Annotated in this window: 18 protein-coding genes and 1 pseudogene; 12 read left to right on the top strand and 7 right to left on the bottom strand. The window is 70.1% G+C overall.

Annotated elements, in window-relative coordinates; all coding sequences use genetic code 11:
• Position 1 precedes the first annotated feature (1 nt).
• Both FKR81_RS34510 and FKR81_RS34505 read right to left on the bottom strand, forming a co-directional pair.
• A complete protein-coding gene (locus tag FKR81_RS34510; protein WP_235921975.1) occupies positions 2 to 799 on the bottom strand; it encodes a helix-turn-helix domain-containing protein in 798 nt (265 codons plus the stop codon).
• Between the two features lie 10 nt (positions 800 to 809).
• Positions 810 to 1853, bottom strand: a complete 1044-nt coding sequence (locus FKR81_RS34505) for an ROK family transcriptional regulator (protein ID WP_328593179.1) — start codon at positions 1851 to 1853, stop codon at positions 810 to 812.
• 46 nt (positions 1854 to 1899) lie between these two features.
• On the opposite strand from FKR81_RS34505, the gene FKR81_RS34500 reads away from it, so the two are divergent.
• The 9 genes and pseudogenes from FKR81_RS34500 to FKR81_RS34460 all read left to right on the top strand — a co-directional run bounded on the left by FKR81_RS34500 (position 1900) and on the right by FKR81_RS34460 (position 12279).
• On the top strand, positions 1900 to 2925 hold the full coding sequence (locus FKR81_RS34500) for a Gfo/Idh/MocA family oxidoreductase (protein ID WP_146358422.1): 1026 nt from the start codon (positions 1900 to 1902) through the stop codon (positions 2923 to 2925).
• A complete protein-coding gene (locus FKR81_RS34495) occupies positions 2922 to 3386 on the top strand; it encodes a heme-degrading domain-containing protein (protein WP_146358421.1) in 465 nt (154 codons plus the stop codon). The genes FKR81_RS34500 and FKR81_RS34495 overlap by 4 nt, the downstream gene beginning before the upstream one ends.
• Positions 3387 to 3723: 337 nt before the next feature.
• Positions 3724 to 5130 carry a family 2B encapsulin nanocompartment shell protein gene (locus FKR81_RS34490; protein WP_222598498.1) on the top strand — a complete coding sequence of 469 codons (1407 nt, stop codon included), beginning with the start codon at positions 3724 to 3726 and terminating at the stop codon, positions 5128 to 5130.
• Positions 5130 to 6185: pseudogene (locus tag FKR81_RS34485) on the top strand (terpene synthase family protein); the annotation flags it as partial. The gene FKR81_RS34490 and the pseudogene FKR81_RS34485, both read left to right, overlap by 1 nt.
• A gap of 19 nt (positions 6186 to 6204) precedes the next feature.
• The gene (locus tag FKR81_RS34480; protein WP_146358419.1) at positions 6205 to 7095 is read left to right on the top strand and encodes a terpene synthase family protein; all 891 of its coding nucleotides are present in this window, start codon (positions 6205 to 6207) and stop codon (positions 7093 to 7095) included.
• A gap of 36 nt (positions 7096 to 7131) precedes the next feature.
• Positions 7132 to 8529 (top strand): family 2B encapsulin nanocompartment shell protein, encoded by a 1398-nt coding sequence (locus FKR81_RS34475; protein ID WP_186763347.1) that lies wholly within the window; start codon positions 7132 to 7134, stop codon positions 8527 to 8529.
• A complete protein-coding gene (locus tag FKR81_RS34470; protein ID WP_146358418.1) occupies positions 8529 to 9575 on the top strand; it encodes a family 2 encapsulin nanocompartment cargo protein polyprenyl transferase in 1047 nt (348 codons plus the stop codon). The genes FKR81_RS34475 and FKR81_RS34470 overlap by 1 nt, the downstream gene beginning before the upstream one ends.
• Before the next feature lie 75 nt (positions 9576 to 9650).
• Positions 9651 to 10568, top strand: a complete 918-nt coding sequence (ispH, locus tag FKR81_RS34465; RefSeq protein WP_146358417.1) for a 4-hydroxy-3-methylbut-2-enyl diphosphate reductase — start codon at positions 9651 to 9653, stop codon at positions 10566 to 10568.
• Positions 10558 to 12279 (top strand): 1-deoxy-D-xylulose-5-phosphate synthase, encoded by a 1722-nt coding sequence (locus tag FKR81_RS34460; protein WP_146358416.1) that lies wholly within the window; start codon positions 10558 to 10560, stop codon positions 12277 to 12279. The genes ispH and FKR81_RS34460 overlap by 11 nt, the downstream gene beginning before the upstream one ends.
• Positions 12280 to 12282: 3 nt before the next feature.
• On the opposite strand, the gene FKR81_RS34455 is transcribed toward FKR81_RS34460, so the two are convergent.
• Positions 12283 to 13341, bottom strand: a complete 1059-nt coding sequence (locus FKR81_RS34455) for an acyltransferase family protein (RefSeq protein ID WP_146358415.1) — start codon at positions 13339 to 13341, stop codon at positions 12283 to 12285.
• Positions 13342 to 13408: 67 nt separating this feature from the next.
• Positions 13409 to 14545: a citrate synthase gene (locus FKR81_RS34450; RefSeq protein ID WP_146358414.1), complete on the bottom strand. Its 1137-nt coding sequence runs from the start codon at positions 14543 to 14545 to the stop codon at positions 13409 to 13411.
• 30 nt (positions 14546 to 14575) lie between these two features.
• Here FKR81_RS34450 and FKR81_RS34445 point away from each other — a divergent pair, with 30 nt between their 5' ends.
• The gene (locus FKR81_RS34445; RefSeq protein WP_222598497.1) at positions 14576 to 15703 is read left to right on the top strand and encodes a citrate/2-methylcitrate synthase; all 1128 of its coding nucleotides are present in this window, start codon (positions 14576 to 14578) and stop codon (positions 15701 to 15703) included.
• 361 nt (positions 15704 to 16064) lie between these two features.
• Entirely contained in the window at positions 16065 to 18782 is a 2718-nt protein-coding gene (locus FKR81_RS34440) for an ATP-binding protein (protein ID WP_235921973.1), read from the top strand.
• On the opposite strand, the gene FKR81_RS34435 is transcribed toward FKR81_RS34440, so the two are convergent.
• On the bottom strand, positions 18672 to 19268 hold the full coding sequence (locus tag FKR81_RS34435; protein ID WP_222598496.1) for a DUF6328 family protein: 597 nt from the start codon (positions 19266 to 19268) through the stop codon (positions 18672 to 18674). The two genes, FKR81_RS34440 and FKR81_RS34435, sit on opposite strands and share 111 nt — an antisense overlap.
• Positions 19269 to 19360: 92 nt before the next feature.
• Positions 19361 to 19510 (bottom strand): hypothetical protein, encoded by a 150-nt coding sequence (locus FKR81_RS43945; protein WP_186763346.1) that lies wholly within the window; start codon positions 19508 to 19510, stop codon positions 19361 to 19363.
• A gap of 71 nt (positions 19511 to 19581) precedes the next feature.
• Here FKR81_RS43945 and FKR81_RS34430 point away from each other — a divergent pair, with 71 nt between their 5' ends.
• Positions 19582 to 20535 (top strand): GlxA family transcriptional regulator, encoded by a 954-nt coding sequence (locus tag FKR81_RS34430; RefSeq protein WP_146358411.1) that lies wholly within the window; start codon positions 19582 to 19584, stop codon positions 20533 to 20535.
• A 26-nt stretch (positions 20536 to 20561) separates the two neighbouring features.
• Here FKR81_RS34430 and FKR81_RS34425 read toward each other — a convergent pair whose 3' ends face one another.
• Positions 20562 to 20975 carry a MarR family winged helix-turn-helix transcriptional regulator gene (locus FKR81_RS34425; RefSeq protein ID WP_407936565.1) on the bottom strand — a complete coding sequence of 138 codons (414 nt, stop codon included), beginning with the start codon at positions 20973 to 20975 and terminating at the stop codon, positions 20562 to 20564.
• Positions 20976 to 21061 lie beyond the last annotated feature (86 nt).

Below are 21061 nucleotides of genomic sequence, written 5' to 3'. Positions count from 1 at the left end.
GCTACGAGGATGCGGCCGGCAGCACCGAGACGTCTTGTACGAATGGAAGCTCCGCCGCCATCCACTCCGTCGGCGTCGCACCGCTGAACGCGCGCCACTCGCGCGTGAAGTGCGCCTGGTCGGTGTACCCGCACACGACGGCGACCTCGGCGAGGCCGGGACGCCGCATCCCGCGCAACATCAGGTTGGCGCGCTCGAACCGCATCACCCGCCCCGCGACCTTCGGCGTGAGCCCGTACTCGCGGCGGAACGCACCGGCGAGGTGCTGACGGCTCCAGCCGACCTCGCGGGCGATGTCACCGACACCGGACCCGGCGGCGAGACGCTCCCACGCCCACACCACCTCGGGCGCGGGCAGCCGCACCGGGCTCAGCAGGCGCGCGAACACGGAATCCAGCACCGCGAACCGGTCCGCCCAGGTGAGCGCGGACCGCAGCCGGTCGAGCACCTCGTCACCGGGCGCACCGAGCGAGTCCCAGGTCAGCGACGTGAACGCGAGCTCGCCCGCGGGAAGTCCGAACAGTGCGCGCGCTCCCAGTGGCGTCAGCTCGACCTGCACGCCGTGCTGGACACCGGGGTGCGTGATCAGCACCGCCGTGTCGTGCAGACCGCTGACCAGCGTCTCGAACGAGCCGCACGCCATGTCGACGGTGCCGTCGAGCGTCAGGACGATCGTCAGCGAGCGGCCGGGCAGGCCGCGGTGGACGCCGGGCTCGGTGCGCATCCGATACCCGTCGTACCGCGTCACGAACGGGAGCAGCGACGGCCGTGGCGCCCCCGTGACGTGCTGAACGTCCACGTACCTCAGGCTAAGCGAACAACTGCCCCAGCACGAGCTGCGCGGCCCCGACCGCGACCAGGTCCGCACCCAGCGCGGTCACGCTCACCTCGACCGGCAGCCACTCCGACGACGGCACCCGCGCACGCACCCCCGACAGGTATGCACCCGGCGCGTCCAGCACCGACCGTCCACTCAGGACGACGTGTGAGATGTCCAGCAACCGCACCAGGTCCATCACCGCGACACCGAGCACGTCGGCAGCGGCCGGCAGGTCACCGGACTCCACGCGGACGCGGTGCACGGCCTCGACGCACCCCGTCCGTCCACACGCGCACGCCGGACCGTCGAGCTGGATCGTCGTGTGCCCGAACTCCCCCGCACCGGATCGCGCGCCCCGGTGCACGGTGCCGTCCAGCAGCAACCCGGCGCCGACACCGGTGCCCACGTAGACCACCGCCGCGTCGCGGAACTCGGGACCACGCCGCCACGCCTCGGCGACCACCGCGACGTTCGTGTCCTTGTCGACCAGCACCGGCAGGCCGAGACGCGCGGACACCAGCTCGCGCAGCGGCACGTCGTGCCAGCCGGGCAGCCCGGTCGCGTCGTGCACCACGCCGTCGCGGAAGTCCAGCGGGCCGGCGATCCCGATGCCGACGCCCAGCAGCCGCTCGACCGAGACGGACGAGACGGCGGCGGACGAGACGGCGGCGGCCAGCGCGTCGACGACGACAGCGGGCGTGAACCCGGCGGACAGCGGGGTCGACGAGCGGTGGACCACCGCGCCGGTCAGGTCGGTCAGCACGACCCGCAGCTCGTCGCGGTCGACGTGCACGCCGAACGCGTGCGCGCCGCCGGGCACGACGGTGAGCAACGTCCGGGGCTTGCCTACGCCGACGTTGCGGGTGCCGCCCTCGGCGACCAGCCCGGCCGCGACCAGCCGCGCGATGATCTTCGACACCGCCTGCGGCGTCAGCCCGGTCAGCTCGGCCAGCTCGACCCGCGTCGCGGCGCCGTCGCGCACCAGCCCCAGCACGACCGACTCGTTGTAGCTGCGCACGAATCCGAGGTCCACACCACGATCGTATGACATTACGCAACAGCGTTGCTTTAATGGGTGCATGACCTCCGACATCCGCGTCGGTCTGCTCGGCTACGGCATCGCGGGCCGGGTGTTCCACGCGCCGCTGATCTCGTCCACCGACGGCATGACGCTCGCCGCGATCGTCACCGCCGACCCCGAACGCCGCGCGCACGCCGAAGCCGCCCACCCCACCGCCAAGGTCCTGAACAGCGCCGACGAGCTGTTCGCCGAGGAGCTCGACCTCGTCGTGGTCGCCACGCCGAACAAGACCCACGTCGAGCTCGCGACGAGGGCGATCGAGGCGGGCCTCCCGGCCGTGGTCGACAAGCCGTTCGCGCCGTCCGCCCGCGAGGCGCGCAGGCTCGTCGAACTGGCCGAGGAGCACGGTGTGCAACTCACCGTGTTCCAGAACCGGCGCTGGGACAGCGACTTCTTGACCGTTCGGGCGAACCTCGGCCGGCTCGGGGACATCCGCCGCTTCGAGTCGCGCTACGAGCGCTGGGTGCCCGAGATCTGGGACAACTGGCGCGAGTTCGGCGCACCCGACGAGGCGGGTGGCCTGCTCTACGACCTGGGCGCGCACATCGTGGACCAGGCGATTCAGCTGTTCGGGCCGGTCCGCACCGTGTACGCCGAACTGGACCGACGGCGTCCGGGAGCACTCGTCGACGACGACGTGTTCGTGGCGCTCACCCACACGAGCGGGGTCCGCTCACACCTGTGGGCCAGCGCGACCGCCGCACATCACGGTCCGCGATTCCGCGTCCTCGGCGGCGAGGGAGCGTTTGTCATCAAAGGACTTGATGGGCAGGAGGACGCGCTCGCGGCCGGGCGCCGTCCGGGAGACCCCGGATGGGGCGAGGAACCGGCCGAGCGCCAGGGCTTCGTCGGCCTGCTCGAGGCAGGGTCGAAAGTCCCTCTCGAACGCGGCGCGTACGAGCGGTTCTACGAGACCCTGCGCGACGGCGGCACACCCGTCGACCCGCGTGAGGCGGTCTACGCGCTGGAAGTCATCGAGGCCGCGTTCCGGTCGGCCCGTGAGCAGGAGGTAGTGCAGCTGTGAGTCCTACGAGTCAGGAACTGCTCGCCCAGGAGGACCGCCTCCAGTTCGAGCGGTTCGACAACGAGACCGCGCTCGAGCTCGGCGCCCACCTGCTCGCCGCCGCCCGTGCTCAGGGGCTCGCGATGACCGTCTCGGTGCGCCGCAACGGCCAGCGCCTCTTCCACGCCGCGCTGCCCGGCACGTCCGCGGACAACGACGCGTGGATCGAGCGCAAGAGCCGTGTCGTCGACCGGTACGGGCACAGCTCGCTGCACGTCGGCACGGCGTTCCGGGAGCGGGGCACGACGTTCGAGGAGAGCTCGCGGCTCGACCCCGACGTCTACGCGGCGCACGGCGGCGTGTTCCCGGTGATCCTTCGCGGAACAGGGCCTATTGGCACTGTTGGTGTATCGGGATTGCCACAACTCGAAGACCACTCGTTCGTGGTTGGCCAGTTGACACAGTTCCTCAATGCCCGATAAGCGTTCTCTATCACATTCTATGTACGTCCAGGAGTTGAACTTTCGGCCACGTCGGAGCGACCGATAGTGGTGTGCTATAAGCGCTCAACCAAACCCGCTAGGCCATTGGAGTAACAATTCCACATCGTCACGAATAGCGTCTTGATCACCCTAATGAGATGTGCTCATGTTGTTGCGCTGCGCAGCAGATGCACTCTGCGTAGCGCATGATCCACTAGAACACCCACTAGCGTGTCGCCTCTTTGGCCGCTTCCCCTGCGCCTTTTGCGATGGATAGCGTCGTCGCGGCTAACCGGGAATTGCTCTTGGCGCATTTTGAGATGGGTGGGTGTGGGTTGTGACTGTGACGGATTCTGACCTCAATGAGGGCCGTCAGCAGCTGAGTTTGGGCACGGCGGCGGCGCGCAATCTCGCGACGACCACCAAGTCCGTGCCTCAGATGCAGGGAATCACCTCCCGCTGGCTGCTGCGCGTGCTTCCTTGGGTTCAGGCTTCGGGTGGCGTTTACCGCGTCAACCGCAGGCTCAGCTACCAGGTCGGCGACGGCCGGGTGACCTTCACCAACATCGGTTCCGACATCCGCGTCGTCCCGCAGGAGCTGTGCGAGCTCCCGCTGCTGCGCGGCTTCGACGACGACGCCGTCCTCGCGGCGCTCGCCGGCCGCTTCACCCAGCGCGAGTACGGCGTCGGCGACGTGATCGTCGAGAAGGGCCGCCCTTCCGACCAGGTCGTGCTCATCGCGCACGGCAAGGTGAACAAGGTCGGCGAGGGCGAGTACGGCGACGAGACCGTGCTCGGCAACCTCGCCGACGGCGAGTACTTCGGTGAGAGCGTCCTCGCCGGCCCGCAGGGCGAGTGGGACTTCACCGCGAAGGCGGTCACGCCGGTCACCGTGCTGACCCTGTCGTGGCAGGACTTCGAGGCGCTCAACGGTGAGGCGGGCGGACTGCGCGCGCACATCCAGCAGGCGCACAGCAGCCGCAACAAGCCGCAGAACGAGTTCGGCGAGGCCGAGATCGGCATGTCGGCGGGCCACGACGGCGAGCCCGTGCTGCCCGGCACGTTCGTCGACTACGAGCTCTCGCCGCGCGAGTACGAGCTGAGCGTCGCGCAGACCGTGCTGCAGGTCCACACGCGAGTCGCGGACCTCTACAACCAGCCGATGGACCAGGTCGAGCAGCAGTTGCGGCTCACGATCGAAGCCCTGCGCGAGCGCCAGGAGCACGAGATCGTGAACAACAGGAACTTCGGCCTGCTGCACAACGCGGACCTCAAACAGCGCATCCACACCCGCTCCGGGCCGCCCACCCCGGACGACTTCGACGAGCTGCTCTCGGTCGTGTGGAAGGACCCCGGCTACTTCCTGGCCCACCCGCGCACGATCGCGGCGTTCGGCCGCGAGTGCAACAAGCGCGGCATCTACCCGACGAGCATCGACTTCAACGGCCACCAGCTCCCGGCGTGGCGCGGCATCCCGATCCTGCCCTGCAACAAGATCCCGGTCAGCGACACCCGCACCAGCTCGGTGATGCTGATCCGCGCGGGCGAGCAGAACCAGGGCGTCATCGGACTGCACCAGGTCGGCATCCCGGACGAGTATCAGCCGGGCCTGTCCGTGCGCTTCATGGGCATCAACGACCAGGCGATCATCAACTACCTGGTCAGCGCGTACTACTCGGCCGCGATCCTGGTTCCCGACGCCGTCGGTGTCCTGGAGCACGTCGAGCTCGGTCGCGAGGGCTGATGTCCCAGCCGTTCGAACTGCCGGAGTTCTACGTGCCCCACCCGGCACGGATGAACCCGCACCTCGAGCGCGCCCGCGTCCACTCGACGCAGTGGGCGCGGGACATGGGGATGCTCGGCACCGGGGTGTGGACGGAAGAGATCCTCGCGGGCGACGACTACGGGTTCATGTGCGCGTACACGCACCCGGACGCGTCCGCGGAGATGCTCGACCTGATCACCGACTGGTACGTCTGGGTCTTCTACTTCGACGACGAGTTCTTCGCGGAGTTCAAGAAGTCCACGGATGTCGCCGGTGCGAAGGCATATCTGGACCGGTTGCCCGCGTTCATGCCGATCAACGGCACGGACCCGTCTCCGGAACCGGCGAACCCCACCGAGCGCGGGCTGGTCGACCTGTGGCAGCGGACGATCCCGCTGATGTCGCAGGACTGGCGCCGGCGGTTCACGACGAGCACCCACAACCTCCTGCTGGAGTGCATGTGGGAGATCAACAACATGAAGTCGGGCCGGGTCGCCAACCCGATCGAGTACATCGAGATGCGCCGCAAGGTCGGCGGCGCACCGTGGTCGGCGAACCTGGTCGAGCTGTCCGAAGGCGCCGAGGTGCCCGCATCCATCGCGGGCACCCGGCCCCTCCGGGTGCTCAGCGACACGTTCTCGGACGCCATCCACCTGCGCAACGACATCTTCTCGTACCAACGGGAAGTCGAGCAGGAGGGCGAGAACTCCAACGGGGTGCTCGTGTTCGAGAAGTTCTTCGGCTACGACACGCAGCGCGCCGTCGACGCCGTCAACGACCTGCTCACCTCGCGGCTGCACCAGTTCGAGAACACCGTGTTCACCGAGCTGGCACCGCTGTTCGCCGAGCACGGCGTCGACCCGGTCCAGCAGGCGCTGGTGGGCAAGTACGTCAAGGGGTTGCAGGACTGGCAGTCCGGTGGGCACGAGTGGCACCTGCACGCCGGTCGCTACATGAAGACCAGCGCGGGCACGGGAAACGACGCGTTCGCCCGCACGATCCTGCGCGGCCCGACCGGCCTCGGCACGGCCGCGGCGCGGCTGGGGGTGGGCAATGCCCGCTGAGGCGCCGTTCCCGGCACGCATGCACCCGCACGTCGACCGCGTCAGGTCACGGACATGGGCGCGGGACAAGGGCTTCCTCGACTCGGGTGTGTGGACGCCCGAGTCGTTCGACGCCGCGGACTACGGTCTGTTCGCCGCACTCACCCACCCGCACGCCGCGCCGGACGCACTCGACCTGGTGGCGGACTGGCACACCTGGCGGTTCTACGCCGACGACTTCTTCGCCCACGCCTTCATCCGCACCCGGAACATCGCCGCTGCCAAGGCGTTCGTCGAGCGGCTGAAGAACCTCGGCGATCCCGCCGGTCCCGTCGAGGAGGCGCTGGCGGACCTGCTGGCCCGCTCGAAGGACCTGCCGGTGGGGCCGCTGCACGACATGCTCGACAGCTGGCTCTGGGAGCTGCACAACGACGTGCAGGGCCGGGTGCCGGATCCCGTCGACTTCGTGGAGATGCGCCGCAGGACCAGCGGTGCCGAGTTCGCCGCGGCACTGGCCCGGTTCGCCACCGGCGCGCCGCCGCCGGGACGGCAGCTGACCGACCCGTTCGCCGACGTGGTGGGACTCCACAACGACGTCGTGTCGTTCGACAAGGACGTCGTCGGTGAGGGCACCCTCGTCAACGCCGTCCTGGCCGTGCGGGACTTCTTCGGCGGGGAGCAGCAGGACGCCGTGCACGTCGTCCAGGACCTGATCTCCGCACGGCTGCGGGACTTCCAGGACCTCGCCGAGGATGACCACGCCGACGCGCTCAGGTCCTGGATCGCGGGCTACTTCACCTGGGCTGCGCGGACCGGCCGCTACCGGGGCGTCACGCCCCCGCGGCGAACCGCGTTCCACCGCCCGAGCGGGCTGGGTACCGCTGCCCTGCTCGTTCGTTAAACCTCTTGTCGCACAAACAGATTGGCAGGATGCGTCGTGACTGTGACCGATCCGGGCATTGGTGCGGAGGACGCGCGGCTGAGCCTGAGTACGGCCGCTGCGAAGAACCTCTCGACGACCACCAAGTCTGCCCCGCAGATGCAGGGGATCTCCCCCCGCTGGCTGCTGAAGGTCCTGCCGTTCGTGGAGGCCAAGGGTGGCGCGTACCGCGTCAACCGGCGGCTGAGCTACGCGGTCGGCGACGGCCTGCTCACGTTCACCAGCGTCGGCTCCGAGATCCGCGTGGTGCCGCAGGAGCTGTGCGAGCTGCCGCTGCTGCGCGGGTTCGACGACGAGGCCGCGCTGACGGCGATCGCGAACCGGTTCGAGCAGCGGGAGTACGCGCCGGGTGACGTGATCGCCGAGATCGGCGGGCGGGCCGACCAGATCGTGCTGATCGCGCACGGCAAGGTGAGCCAGCTCGGTCGCGGCGAGTACGGCGACGACGTCGCGCTCGGTGTGCTGGCCGACGGCCAGTACTTCGGTGAGCAGGTGCTCGCCGGTCAGGACAGCGAGTGGGCGTTCACCGCCCGCGCGCTCACCCACACGACCGTGCTGACCATGTCGCGCAGCACGTTCGACCAGCTCAACGGTCAGGTCCAGCCGCTGCGCGAGCACATCGCGCTGCAGGTGTCGAGCCCGGCGCAGGCGCAGAACAAGCACGGCGAGGCCGAGATCAAGCTCGCGGCCGGCCACACCGGCGAGCCGCTGCTGCCCGGCACGTTCGTCGACTACGAGCTGCGGCCGCGCGAGTACGAGCTGAGCGTCGCGCAGACCATCGTGCGCGTGCACACGCGCGTCGCGGACCTCTACAGCCAGCCGATGGACCAGGTCGAGCACCAGCTCAAGCTGACCATCCAGGCGCTGCGCGAGCGCCAGGAGTTCGAGCTCGTCAACAACAAGGACTTCGGTCTGCTGCACAACGCGGACCTCAAGCAGCGCATCCACACCCGCTCCGGGCCGCCCACCCCGGACGACATGGACGAGCTGATCAGCCGCCGCCGCAAGACGAAGTACATCCTGGCGCACCCCAAGGCGATCGCCGCGATCGGCCGCGAGGCGAGCAAGCGCGGTCTCTACCCGCAGCTCGCCGACGTCAACGGCACCCAGGTGCCGTCGTGGCGCGGCATCCCGATCCTGCCGTGCGACAAGCTGCAGATCACCGACCAGGGCACCACGTCGATCATCGCGATGCGCACCGGCGAGGAGAACCAGGGCGTCATCGGCCTGCACCAGACCGGCATCCCCGACGAGTACGAGCCCGGCCTCAACGTGCGGTTCATGGGCATCGACGAGCACGCGGTGCTCAAGTACCTGGTGAGCACGTACTACTCGGCCGCCATCCTCGTTCCCGACGCGCTGGGCGTGCTCGAGCACGTCGAGATCGGCCGCTGATGACCGAACTGCTTGATCTCGCGCGGACGGCGGGCCGACCGGCCGGCGAGGTGCTCGCGTGGAGCAAGGCGCAGGTCGACCCGGCCGCTCGGGCCGCGGTCGACCGGATGCCCGAGTCGATGGGCCGGATCGCGGCCTACCACTTCGGGTGGTGCGACGGTGCGGGCAACCCGACCCGTGCCGATGGCGGCAAGGCGATCCGTCCCGCGCTGGTGCTGCTGGCCGCCGAGGCGGTCGGCGGCCTGGCGCCGGACGCGGTGCCCGCCGCGGTCGCGGTCGAGCTGGTGCACAACTTCTCGTTGCTGCACGACGACGTCATGGACGGCGACACCACGCGGCGGCACCGGCCGACCGCGTGGACGATCTTCGGCACCAACCCGGCGATCCTGGCCGGTGACGCGCTGCAGACGCTGGCGGTGGACGTGCTCGCCGCCAGCGAGCACCCGCGTGCGCTGGACGCGATCCGCTCTCTCGGCGACGCGGTCGTCGCGCTGCTCGACGGGCAGGCCGCCGACATCGACTTCGAGACGCGGTCCGACGTGTCCGTGCCCGAGGTGATCACCATGGCGCGCGGCAAGACCGGCGCGCTGCTCGGTGCGGCGTGCGCGCTGGGCGCGTTGTTCGGTGGCGGCACGCCGGAGCAGGTGCTGCACCTGCGCGGGTTCGGCGAGTCTCTCGGGCTCGCGTTCCAGTTCGTGGACGATCTGCTCGGCATCTGGGGCGACCCGGCGGTGACGGGCAAGTCCGCGCACTCGGACCTGGAGAGCCGCAAGAAGTCGCTGCCGGTGGTGCACGCGCTCGAGTCGGGCACGTCGGCAGGCGCGCGGCTCGGTGCGCTCTACCACCGCCAGGAACCGTTGTCGGCGGCCGAGCTCGCGCTCGCGGCCGAGCTCGTCGACGCGGCCGGCGGCCGGGCGTGGGCCCAGCAGCAGGCCGACGAGCTGCTCACCGTCGCACTCGACCACCTCGGTTCGATCTCACCGACCCCTCGCGCCGGCGCCGAGCTGGCCGCACTCGCCCAGCTGGTGACCCGCAGGGACCACTGATCGGGTGTGCCGTCAGGGGCACCCTTGCGGCGTCGCGAGGGTGCCCCTGACGGCACCTCAAGAAAGGCTGGCGGCATGGACCGCACCGTCCTGCTCGCCTCACCCCGGTCGTTCTGCGCCGGGGTGGAGCGGGCCATCGAGATCGTCGACCGGCTGCTGGAGCAGCGCGGCGGACCGATCTACGTGCGCAAGCAGATCGTCCACAACGTGCACGTGGTGGCGTCGCTGGAAGCGAAGGGCGCGGTGTTCGTCGAGGAGCTGGACGAGGTGCCGCCGAGCGCGACGGTCGTCTTCTCCGCGCACGGCGTCTCCCCCGCGGTGCGCGACGAGGCCGCGCGCCGCGAGCTGGACGTCATCGACGCGACGTGCCCGCTCGTCACCAAGGTGCACGCCGAGGCGCGCCGGTTCGCCGCGCGCGGCGACACGATCGTCCTCATCGGACACGAGGGGCACGAGGAGGTCGAGGGCACGATGGGTGAAGCGCCGATGGTGCTCGTCGAGACCGCCGACGACGTCGCCCGGCTCGACCTGCCCGGCGACCAGATCTCGTACCTGACCCAGACCACGCTGGCCGTCGACGAGACGGTCGAGGTCGTGGACGCGTTGCGCGCCAAGTACCCCACCCTCCTCTCCCCCGGTTCGGACGACATCTGCTACGCGACGACCAACCGCCAGGTGGCGGTGAAAGCCGTTGCGGAGGAAGCGGATCTGGTGCTCGTGGTCGGGTCGCGCAACTCGTCGAACTCGGTGCGCATGGTGGAGCTGGCCAACCGTTCCGGCACGCCCGCGTACCTCGTGGACGACGCGAGCGAGATCAAACCCGAGTGGCTGGAGGGCGCGCGCGTGATCGGCCTGAGCGCGGGTGCGTCGGCACCACCGGAGCTCGTCGACGAGGTCATCTCGGCATTGGGCCCGCGTTCGGTGGTCGAGCGAACGCTCGCCGAGGAGACCATCCAGTTCACGCTGCCGTCGGCGGTGCGCCGTGCTCAGTGAGATCACCGGTCCCGGCGCGCTGCGCGCACTGTCCACTTCGGAGCTCCGCGCGCTCGCGGACGAGATCCGCTCGTTCCTGATCGCGAAGGTGCACCGCACCGGCGGCCACCTCGGCCCGAACCTGGGCGCGGTGGAGCTGACCATCGCCGTGCACCGGGTGTTCTCCTCCCCCACCGACGTGGTGCTGTTCGACACCGGCCACCAGTCCTACGTGCACAAGATGCTCACCGGCCGGGCGGGCGACTTCGAGTCGCTGCGCCAGGCCGGTGGCCTGTCGGGCTATCCGTCGGTCGCCGAGTCCGCGCACGATGTGATCGAGAACTCGCACGCGTCGACCGCACTGTCCTATGCGGACGGTCTGGCGAAGGCGTTCGAGCTGACCGGCCACTGCGACCGCAGGGTCGTCGCGCTGGTGGGTGACGGCGCGCTGACCGGCGGCATGTGCTGGGAGGCGCTGAACAACATCGGCGGCGCACCCGACCGCCCGGTCGTGATCCTGCTGAACGACAACGGCCGCTCGTACGACCCCACGACCGGTGGTCTGGCGCGGCACCTCACCGAGCTGCGCGAGGGTGGCCAGAACAACCTGTTCACCAGCATGGGCCTCGAGTACGTCGGCCCGGTGGACGGCCACGACCTGGAGGCCGTCGAGAACGCGCTGTGGCGCGCCAAGCGACTGGGCCGCCCGGTGGTCGTGCACTGCCTGACCGTGAAGGGCAAGGGCTACGAGGCCGCCGAGCAGGACGAGTCCGACCGCATGCACGCCGTCGGCGCCGCCGGTTCCTCGAGCGGCCGCACCTGGACGCACGCGTTCGGCGACGAGATCGTCGCGATCGGCGCCTCCCGTCCCGACGTCGTGTGCCTGACCGCCGCGATGCTGGAGCCGGTCGGCCTGCGCGCTTTCGCGGCCCGCTTCCCCGACCGCGTCTTCGACGTGGGCATCGCCGAGCAGCACGCGGTGACGTCCGCGGCGGGTCTGGCGATGGGCGGCCTGCACCCGGTCGTCGCGGTCTACGCGACCTTCCTCACCCGCGCCTTCGACCAGTTGCTCATGGACGTGGCGCTGCACCGCCTGCCGGTGACGTTCGTGCTGGACCGCGCGGGCGTGACGGGTCCGGACGGCGCTTCGCACCACGGCATGTGGGACGCCTCGATCCTCCCGGTCGTGCCCGGCCTGCGGCTCGCCGCACCCCGCGACCCCGCCCGCCTGGCCGAACTGCTGCGCGAGGCGGTCGACGTCACCGACGGGCCGACCGTGGTGCGCTACCCGAAAGCCTCGGTGGGCCCGGACATCCCGGCCGTGCGGCGCGTCGGCCACTTCGACGTGCTGACCGAACAACCGGACGCCGACGTGCTGCTCGTGGCGGTCGGGCCGCTCGCCGAGCCCTGTCTCGCGGCGGCCGCCGAGCTGGCCGGGCACGGTGTCCGCGCCTCGGTGGTCGACCCGCGGTGGATCGCACCGCTGGACCAGCACCTCGTCCAGCACGCGGCCGGCTTCCGGCTGGTGATGGCGGTGGAGGACACCACGTCCACCGGTGCGCTGGGTGCCCGGCTCGGGCAGACCATGACGGGCACCGGCACGACCGTGGCCACGTTCGCCCTGCCGCCCCGGTTCCTGCCGCACGACTCGCGGGCCCGGATCCTGCGGGCGCACGGGCTCGACGCGGCCGGTATCACCACGAGCGTGCTGAAGCGGCTGACCGGGAGGTAGGACTCAGGCCCGAGCGCGGCGGCGGGTGACCAGCCAGCCGATCCCGAACGACAGCACGATGGCGAGCGCGCCCACCAAGGGCGCCTTCACCTCGGCGGGAGCGGCCAGCGGGCGCACCGCCGTCGCGATCAGCAACAGGATCGGCCCCTGCACCACGAACGCCACGAACGCGCCGCGGTTGACGGCCGCGGGCACCGGTTTCCGCAACCGCCGCTGGGCGAACCCGACCATCCACAGTGATCCGGCGACCACCAGAACACCCTCGATCACCGCGAGCAACATCGCCTGCCAGCGGAACCCGCCGAGGAACGGCCCGGCGTCGTCCGCCAGGTCGAGCACACCGAGTGCGGCGGCGGCCACGGGCAGCAGCAGGATCACGAAGACGACGATGGTGCGGCACAACCGGTACACGTCGTCCGGGATGCGTTCGGCCAACCGGCGGCCGCCCGCGATGCCCAGTGCGAACATCCCGAGGCACTGCGGCCACCACCACAGGTGCAGGTCGCCGATCTGGCCGCTGCGGGCGGGGAACACCAGCCGCACCGCGAACGTCGTCAGCGCCACGAGCACGGTCACCCGCACGACGTGCCTGCGGGCGAGCAGCGTGGTGCCGTCGGTCTTGCGGAACGTGAGCGCGGCGTAGCCCACCGAGAAGATCAGCAGCACCAGCACGAACCACAGGGATCCGCTGTCCAGCAACGGGTCCCGGTGCGTGAGGACCCACCAGAACGACACGTCGCGCCCGGCACCCCGGTAGGCCACCCACAGGAAGAACGGCCACACCAGCAGAGCCGACGCCGCCCAGGGCAGGCCGAGCCGCACCGACCGTTCGAGCGCGAAGCGCTTCGGTCCCTTGCGCCGCACCGAATCCGGTGTCAGCAGACCGGCCATGAAGTAGAAGACGCCCATGAAGAACAAACCGGACGGACCGATGACGGCGGCGAGCACCGTCTCCACGCCGGGGTGGAACGTCACCTCGTTGATCTCGTCGTAGGGCCACCCGCCGATCGCGGAGTAGCCGAGCAGGGCGTGGCCCCCGATGACCCAGGCGACCAGGATCACCTTCAGATTGTCCACTGCGGACAGACGCGTGCGACGTTCGGCGGTGGTCGACACATCATCCATGTTGCTACGGGCGGTCCCCCGTGTACACACCGATCGCGCGGAACCTGAGACCGGGTTCCGCGTACTCCTCCAGCGCGTGGGCCACCCAGCCGATGACCCGTGCGACCGAGAAGACGGCTTCGCCCGCCTCCGGTGGCATGCCGAACAGCCGGGCCATCTCGGCCAGCGCCAGGTCCGTGTTGGGGAAGGTGTGGGGCTGGCCTGCGATGACCTCGTCCGCGACGAGCGGGCCGTGCGGCCGCAACGCCGCGAGCAGGTGCTCGGCGCGCGGATCCCGCCGCTGGTAGACGGCGTGCCCGAAACCCGGCAGCCCGGCGCCGGAGCGCAGACGTTCACCCAGCGCTCGGGCCGGATCGTTCTCAGCTTCCAGCAGGAACCGGTGCGCGATGGTGCTCGCCGTGCCGTGGTACTGGCCCTCCATGGCACCGAGCCCGGCCGACACCACCGCGTACAGGTGCGCCCGCGCGCTGGCCGCGACCCGCGCCGCCAGCGTCGACACCGCCAGGTCGTGATCGGCCATCAGCACCAGCGCGGTGTTCAGCAGCTCCGGCTGCGGCGGTTGGTCGGTCAGCTTGGCCCACAAGCGGTTCGCCAGGTCGTCACCGCATGGCGCCTGCCGGGCGGGCAGCGTGTCCACGACCAACGCGATGAGCGCCGCCGCGCCGCGCACGACCGACGGCGGTGCCAGGTCGAACCGCAGCGGGTCGGAGGCACCGGCGACCGCGACGGCGACGCGGATGTGGTCGGTCAGCGTGGCCGTCGGCGGCAGCGAGCCCACGACGGAGGCCACCTGCTCGCGCACCGCGTCCGGTGCGGTGAACCGGCTTTCGGCCAGCGCGCCGGTCCACAGCAGCTGCGCGACGGACTCGACCGGGTGCGCGGTCAGCTCGGTCACGTCACGACCGCGGTAGTAGAGCCGGTCCGACTCCAGGAGCGTGATCTTCGTCCTGATCCGCTCCGTCGCGCCGACGCCGCCGCCGCGGGACCGGTCCGCGAGCGCCTCGACCTCGTCGGCCGCGAACATGCTCACCCGGTTGACCTTCGTGCTGGTCAGCATGCCGCGACTGACGTACGCGTAGACCGTCTCGGGCTTCACGCCGAGCCGCCGTGCCGCTTGAGCGGTCGTCAACATTGATTCCATCAATATTGACGATACATGGATAGTGAAATCATGACCGCTGCGATTGAAGTACCAAGGGGTTTGAAGGACGTCGTCGTGACCACGACGGCGCTGGGGGACGTGCGCGGCACCGAGGGCTTCTACCACTACCGGCAGTACTCGGCGATCGAGCTTGCGCGGACGCGGACGTTCGAGGACGTCTGGTTCCTGTTCGTCGAAGGCCACCTGCCGTCGCCCGCCGAGCGCGCGGACTTCGCCGCGGAGGTCGCACCGCTGCGCGCGCTGCCGGACCAGCTCCGCGCGGTGCTGCCGGCGATCGCGACGAGCACGACACCGCTCTTCGGCCTGCGCACCGCGTTGTCGATGCTGCCGTCCGCCCCGATGTGGGACGCGCCGATGGCGCAACGCCGCGCCGACGCGCTGCGGGTGTGCGCGGTGACGCCGACGATTCTCGCCGCGCTGCACCGGATCCGGTCCGGCGCGCAACCGCTGGAGCCGCGCGACGACCTCTCGGCGGCCGCGAACTGGCTGTACATGGTGACCGGCACCGAGGCGCCGGCGGACGTGGTGCGGGCCGTCGAGCAGTACCTGATCTCGACGATCGACCACGGCTTCAACGCGTCGACGTTCACGGCGCGCGTCGTCGCTTCCTCAGGCGCTGACGTGGTTTCCGCCATCACCGCGGCGATCGGCACCTTCTCCGGACCGCTGCACGGCGGCGCGCCGGATCGCGCGCTGGAGTCGCTCGACCTGATCGGCTCACCCGAGCACGTGGACGCGTGGGTGCGCGCGAGGATCCTCGGTGGCGACCGCATCATGGGCTTCGGTCATGCGGTGTACCGCACCGAGGATCCCCGCGCACGGATGTTGCGGGACATCGCGGTGACGCTCGGCGGCCCGCTGGTCGACTTCGCCATGACCGTGGAACGCCGAGTCGTAGAACTGCTGGAGGAACTCAAGCCGGGCCGTTCCCTCCATGTGAACGTCGAGTACTGGGCAGGGGTGACTCTGGAACTGTGCGGGATTCCCCGGACAATGTTCACGCCGACGTTCGCGTGCAGCCGAGTGATAGGCTGGAGCGCGAACGTCTTGGAACAATCCATCGACACCAAAATTATTCGACCAATAGCCCGTTACAGTGGACCGCATGCTCCAATGCCGGTCCCACAGGCGCTTTAGTTGTACGGTGTGTGACCTTCGGCGATCACAACCGGCGCGGATGGAGTAGTGTCAGTAGCAGCGGCAATGGCGGGGGAAGCGGCGAGTCCGGCTGCGATCGCAGCAGCCAACACGAGGAGTCGGACGGGTCGCATGAGAAACCTCCGTCAATATGCGGGGCGAAGGTGTGCGCCATCGGTGGGCAACCGTTGGTCGGATCAGTATGAGGTCAAAACAATAGTTTGGATAGAACGAAGTACAACGAACAGGTAAACACCCACCGGCTAATGTCGAACTGGCACCGAATAGAACTCTTCCAGCACACTGGCTATTCGGGTGAATGGTCTTGTTCCCCTGCGGGCCTGCTTGTAACCTCCCCGAGGTGCAACCAAACGCGTTGCGGCTCGTCGGCCGTGACCGCGAACTGACCGGCCTCGCCAGGCGTGTGGAGGATCTCTCCAGAGGGCGCGGCGACGCCGTGCTACTCGAAGGCGACCCCGGCATCGGCAAGACCACGCTCCTCAAGTCCGTCACCGCGATCGCCGACGCCCAGATCCGCTGGGGCGCCGGCCACGAGCTCGGCCGAGTCCTTCCCTTGCAGCCCTTGGTGGACGCACTCGGCACGTCTCGCTCCGAACTCTTGGGCAGCCGCGGTGACGCGGCGGGTTCGGACCTCGTCGCGGCCACGGCGGAGCACCTCATCGAACGGGTCGAGAAGCTGTGCGCGGACGGCCCGCTCGTACTGGTCGTCGACGAGCTCCAGTGGGCGGACTCGGCGACGATCGCGGTGTGGCGCAGGCTGGCCGGGCTCGTCGCGCAGCAGCCACTGCTGCTGCTCGGCGCGGCCCGGCCGATCCCGCAGCGGGACGAGCTGATCGCGTTGCGCCGCACAGGTGTGCATCGGGTGCGGCTGGGCACGCTCCCCGCGTCGGCGGTGGCGGACCTGCTCGGGTACATCTTCGGCGGCACGCCGGACAAGGCGTTGCGGAAGCTGGCCGCGGGGGCCGGTGGCAACCCGATGTACGTCGTCGAGCTGGCCGAGGCACTGGTGCGCAGCGGCTCGGTCGAGGTGGTCGACGGGAACGCCCGGCTGATCAGCACCCAGGTGCCGGACTCGTTGTCCAGCGCGATCGCGGACCGCCTCGGATTCGTCAGCCAGGACACCAGAACCGTGCTCGCCGCAGCCGCGATGCTCGGTCAGGAGTTCCGGGTGTCCGACCTCGCGGTGGTGCAACGGCGCCGGGTGTCGGAGCTGCTGCCCTCGTTCCAGGAGGCGATCGCGGCCGGGGTCCTGGTCGACTCCGGCGAGGCGCTGGCGTTCCGGCACGGCCTGGTGCGCACGGCTCTCTACGACGAGGTGCCGCACGCGGCGCGCTCCGCATGGCACCTGGAGGCGGCGCGCGAGCTCGCCGAGGCCGAAGCCGAACCGGAACGCGTAGTGGTGCAGCTGCTCGCAGCGCAGGACACCGATGCCTGGGTCGTGCCGTGGCTCGTGCGGCACGGGCAGGAGCTGGTGGGCCACGCACCGGACGCCGCGATCGACCTGCTCGGCCGGGTCGTCGACACGGACGTCTCGGTGCCGCAACGGGAACGACTGCTGAGCCTGCTCGCGGACGCGCACTTCCGCGCGGGCGACCACGAGAAGGCCGAGGAGTGCGCGGTCGCCGGTCTGGCGCTCGCGGACGTGGTTCCGGTCGACCTGCACTGGACGCTCGCGCAGTGCCGCAGCCTCACCGGCCGCTCCGAGGAATCGCTCGCCGACCTCGACCGGGCCATGCCCGGCACGTCCGGGCGCGACCTCGCCAGGTTGCTGGTGCTGGCCGCGCGGGCTCACTTCGACCTGGGTGACCTGGACTCAGCGCAGAAGGCGGCGGCGGACGCCTTCGAGGAAGCAACCGCCTGCGCGGATCGCGGCACCATCAGCTGGGCGCTGCACGTGCGCGCGATCGTGGCGATCGTTCGCAACGCGATGCACTCCGCGCTGATCCTGCTGGACCAGGCACTCGCGGTCGCGTCCGCAGCCGACGGCACCGGTGATCTCCGGCTGCTGTTGCAGATCAACCGCGCGCTGGTGCTCGACGACCTGGACCGCCGCGAGGAAGCCGTGGAAGCCGCACGCGCCGTGCGGCACGCCGCCGATGCGGCGGGCAACATCGTCCGGCTCGCCCAGGCGCAGAGCGCACTGGGGCAAGTGCTCCTCTACACCGGCGAGTGGGACGACGCCCTGGTCGAGGTCGACCTGCTCGGCGACGACGTCAAGGACCCGCGGGTCTGCTCGACCGACCGCGGCGTGGCCGCGCTGATCAACCTGCACCGAGGTGACGCGAAGTCGGCGCGCAAGCACCTCAACGCGGCAGGCGAGGACAACGGGATCGTGGTCATCACGGTCACTCTCGCCAGAAGCCTTCAGCTGGAACAGGAAGGTGACCTCGCGGGTGCTCTGGAGGTGCTGCGGCCGGGTGTCTACGGCGATGTGGTCGTCGACGAGCTGCTGCCGGACGCGGTGCGGCTGGCCGTCCAGGTGGGCGATCTGGACCTCGCGCGCTTCGCCGCCTCGTACGCGGAGTCGTTGGCGGACAAGCTGGACGTGGCGCACCGTCGGGCCGCCGCGGTGCACTGCCGGGCGTTGCTGGACGGTTCTCCCGACGAGCTGATCCGGGCCGCCGACACCTACGGGGAGGCCGGGTTGCCCGCGCGGGCGGCGGAAGCCCTGGCGTCCGCGGCGCTGCTGCTGGCCGCGTCCGAAGCCAAGGTGGAGGCGCGGGCGGCGATGACCCAGGCGATCGAGCTCTACACGGAGCTGGGCGCCGAGTGGGACGCGCTGGCGCTGCTGTCCCACATGCGGGAGCACGGAATCCGGCGCGGGCCGCAGGTCAAGCACCGGCGGGCCCGCCACGGGTGGGAGAGCCTGACGCCGGCCGAGCAGCGCATCACCGAACTGGTCGTGCAGGGGTTGTCGAACCAGCAGATCGGTGAACACCTGTTCCTGTCACGACGCACCGTTGCCACTCACGTGTCCCACGTGCTCGCGAAGCTGGGCGTCCGATCCCGCACCGACATCACACGGGAGGCCGTGCGCCGGGGAGTCGTGGCGGGCTAGCACCCGGAAGCACAACGGGACGACGTACCACCAGATGCTGAACCAGCCGAGCAGCCCTGTGGTGATCCAGACGGCGATCGGTGTGCTGAGCACGACGTCCAGGATGAGCATCAGCGACGTCGCGAGCGCGAGCATCAGCAGGAACAGCCCGCCGGTCGCGAACCGGTTGGAGGCGCGCACGAGCTCTTTCTTGAGCCGCTTGCGGAAGACCACGCGGTGGAAGGACGCGGGGGCGATGAGGAGCGCGGTGCTCGACGCGCCGAGCACGAGGCCTGCGACGTACAGGTCGCGCTGGAAGCCGGTGAACTGGCCGAACGCGGGGGTGAACGCGAGCGTCAGCAGGAACGCCAGCAGCAGCTGAACGCCGGTCTGCGCGACCCGGACCTCCTGCAGGATCTCCGCGTAGCTGCGGTCGAGCTGCTGGGTCGGTGTCTCATTGCGCGCGATCGCGTTCCACCGGTCGTACTCGTCGATCCTGCTGACCATGGTCAGTCGCCTCCGCCGTGTGTGGTCCTAGGTGGACCACACTGGCGGTGGTGATCGACGCAGACATCCGTCCGGTGACGTACACGGGAAGGTCAGATCAGGGCGTGGATGTCGGCGCGCACCCGCTCGCGATCACGATCGACGACGTCCGAAGACCCCGCCAGCCCGGCCGAACGGTCGCGGTGAGCGTTCAGCCAGAGGGCGACAACTGCGATGAGGAGGAGAACTGCTGCGGTAGTCATGGCAGTAAGTTTGCGCTCGACGACATCCCGCCAACAGTGGCAGATCTGTCGATGTGCGCTAATATTCTGCCATGCTTCGTTCGGTGGCGGTTCCCTTGATCGAAGGCGTCGCGCCTTTCGAGTTCGGCCTGCTCTGCGAGGTGTTCGGCATCGACCGGACCAGCGACGGAGTGCCGCCGATCGAGTTCCGCGTGTGCGGTGAGCACCCCGGCGAACCCGTGCCGACCTCCATCCCCGGCGTCGCGCTGACGCCCGCGCTGGGACTCGACGCACTCCAGGACGCCGACCTCATCGCACTGCCCGCCGCCCGGATCCGCGACGACTACCCACCCGCGGTCGTGCGCGCGCTGCAGGAGCTGCACGGCACGAAGACGACCGCGCTGTCGGTGTGCAGCGGCGCGTTCCTGCTCGGCGCGGCCGGCCTGCTCGACGGTCGCCACTGCACCACGCACTGGCGCGAGACCGAGATGTTCCGCCAGCGCTTCCCGCTCGCCAAGCTCGATCCGGACGTGCTGTTCGTCGACGACGGCGACATCATCACCAGCGCGGGCACCGCGGCGGGCATCGACGCGTGCCTGCACCTCGTGCGGCGCGAGCTGGGCACCAAGGCGGCGACCGCGATCGCCCGCCGCATGGTCGTGGCGCCGCAGCGCGACGGCGGTCAGCGGCAGTTCGTCGAGCTGCCCATCCCCGAGTGCACCGGCGACAGCCTCGAGCCCGTGCTGGAGTCGACGCTCAAGTCGCTGTCCGCGGACCACACCGTCGCGTCACTCGCGCGGCAGGCCAACATGTCCGAGCGGACGTTCGCGCGCAGGTTCGTCGCCGAGACCGGCACGACCCCCAACAAGTGGCTGACCATGCAGCGCGTGCTGCACGCCCGCAAGCTGCTGGAGGAGACCACGATCGGCATCGACGAGGTCGCCACCGAGTGCGGGTTCGGGACGGCGGCGCTGCTGAGGCACCACTTCCACCGCGTGGTGGGCGTGCCACCGAGCGACTACCGCCGCTCGTTCGCCTGCCGCTGAGCCGCCTGCGCGCTGAGCCGACTGCGCTAGGCCGGCTCGTCGCACGCGGTCGTCAGCTTGTCGACCACCCGCTGCGAGATCCGGGCGAGCACGGCGACCTCCTCGTCGGTGAGGTTGTCGAACATCAGCTCGCGCACCTGCTCGACGTGCCGCGGCGCGGCGGCCTCGATCGCCTCGCGCCCCTCGTCGGTCAGCACGACGAACGCGCCGCGCCCGTCCGACCGGCAGTTCTCCCGCCGCACGAGGCCGCGCTTCTCCATGCGGCCGATGTGGTGCGAGATGCGGCTCTTCTCCCAGTGCAGGTTCCGCGCGAGCTCCAGCACCCGGACGCGCCCGTCCGGCACGTCGGTCAGGTGCACGAGCACGGCGAAGTCGGCCATCGACAGGTCGGAGTTCGCCTGCAGGTCCCGGCTCAGCCGCGCGTTCAGCTCACCCTGCATCCGCAGGTACGCACGCCACGCCTGCTGCTGACCGGCGTCCAGCCATCGAGTCTCCTGCGTCACTCCACCAGTGTACCGGAATAGTT

It is taken from the genome of Lentzea tibetensis (assembly GCF_007845675.1).
GTDB classification, from domain to species: Bacteria; Actinomycetota; Actinomycetes; order Mycobacteriales; family Pseudonocardiaceae; genus Lentzea; species Lentzea tibetensis.
The sequence above is the reverse complement of the archived record's forward strand: the minus strand, read 5'-3'. Positions and strand labels throughout refer to the sequence as shown.

Bases quoted from the DNA above. Each gene is read 5' to 3' on its own strand.
- FKR81_RS43945 (WP_186763346.1), bottom strand. From the start codon at position 19,510: ATGACTACCGCAGCAGTTCTCCTCCTCATCGCAGTTGTCGCCCTCTGG.
- FKR81_RS34430 (WP_146358411.1), top strand. From the start codon at position 19,582: ATGCTTCGTTCGGTGGCGGTTCCCTTGATCGAAGGCGTCGCGCCTTTC.
- FKR81_RS34445 (WP_222598497.1), top strand. From the start codon at position 14,576: ATGACCGCTGCGATTGAAGTACCAAGGGGTTTGAAGGACGTCGTCGTG.
- FKR81_RS34435 (WP_222598496.1), bottom strand. From the start codon at position 19,268: ATGGTCAGCAGGATCGACGAGTACGACCGGTGGAACGCGATCGCGCGC.
- FKR81_RS34425 (WP_407936565.1), bottom strand. From the start codon at position 20,975: ATGCAGGGTGAGCTGAACGCGCGGCTGAGCCGGGACCTGCAGGCGAAC.
- FKR81_RS34480 (WP_146358419.1), top strand. From the start codon at position 6,205: ATGCCCGCTGAGGCGCCGTTCCCGGCACGCATGCACCCGCACGTCGAC.
- FKR81_RS34470 (WP_146358418.1), top strand. From the start codon at position 8,529: ATGACCGAACTGCTTGATCTCGCGCGGACGGCGGGCCGACCGGCCGGC.
- FKR81_RS34450 (WP_146358414.1), bottom strand. From the start codon at position 14,545: ATGGAATCAATGTTGACGACCGCTCAAGCGGCACGGCGGCTCGGCGTG.
- FKR81_RS34500 (WP_146358422.1), top strand. From the start codon at position 1,900: ATGACCTCCGACATCCGCGTCGGTCTGCTCGGCTACGGCATCGCGGGC.
- ispH (WP_146358417.1), top strand. From the start codon at position 9,651: ATGGACCGCACCGTCCTGCTCGCCTCACCCCGGTCGTTCTGCGCCGGG.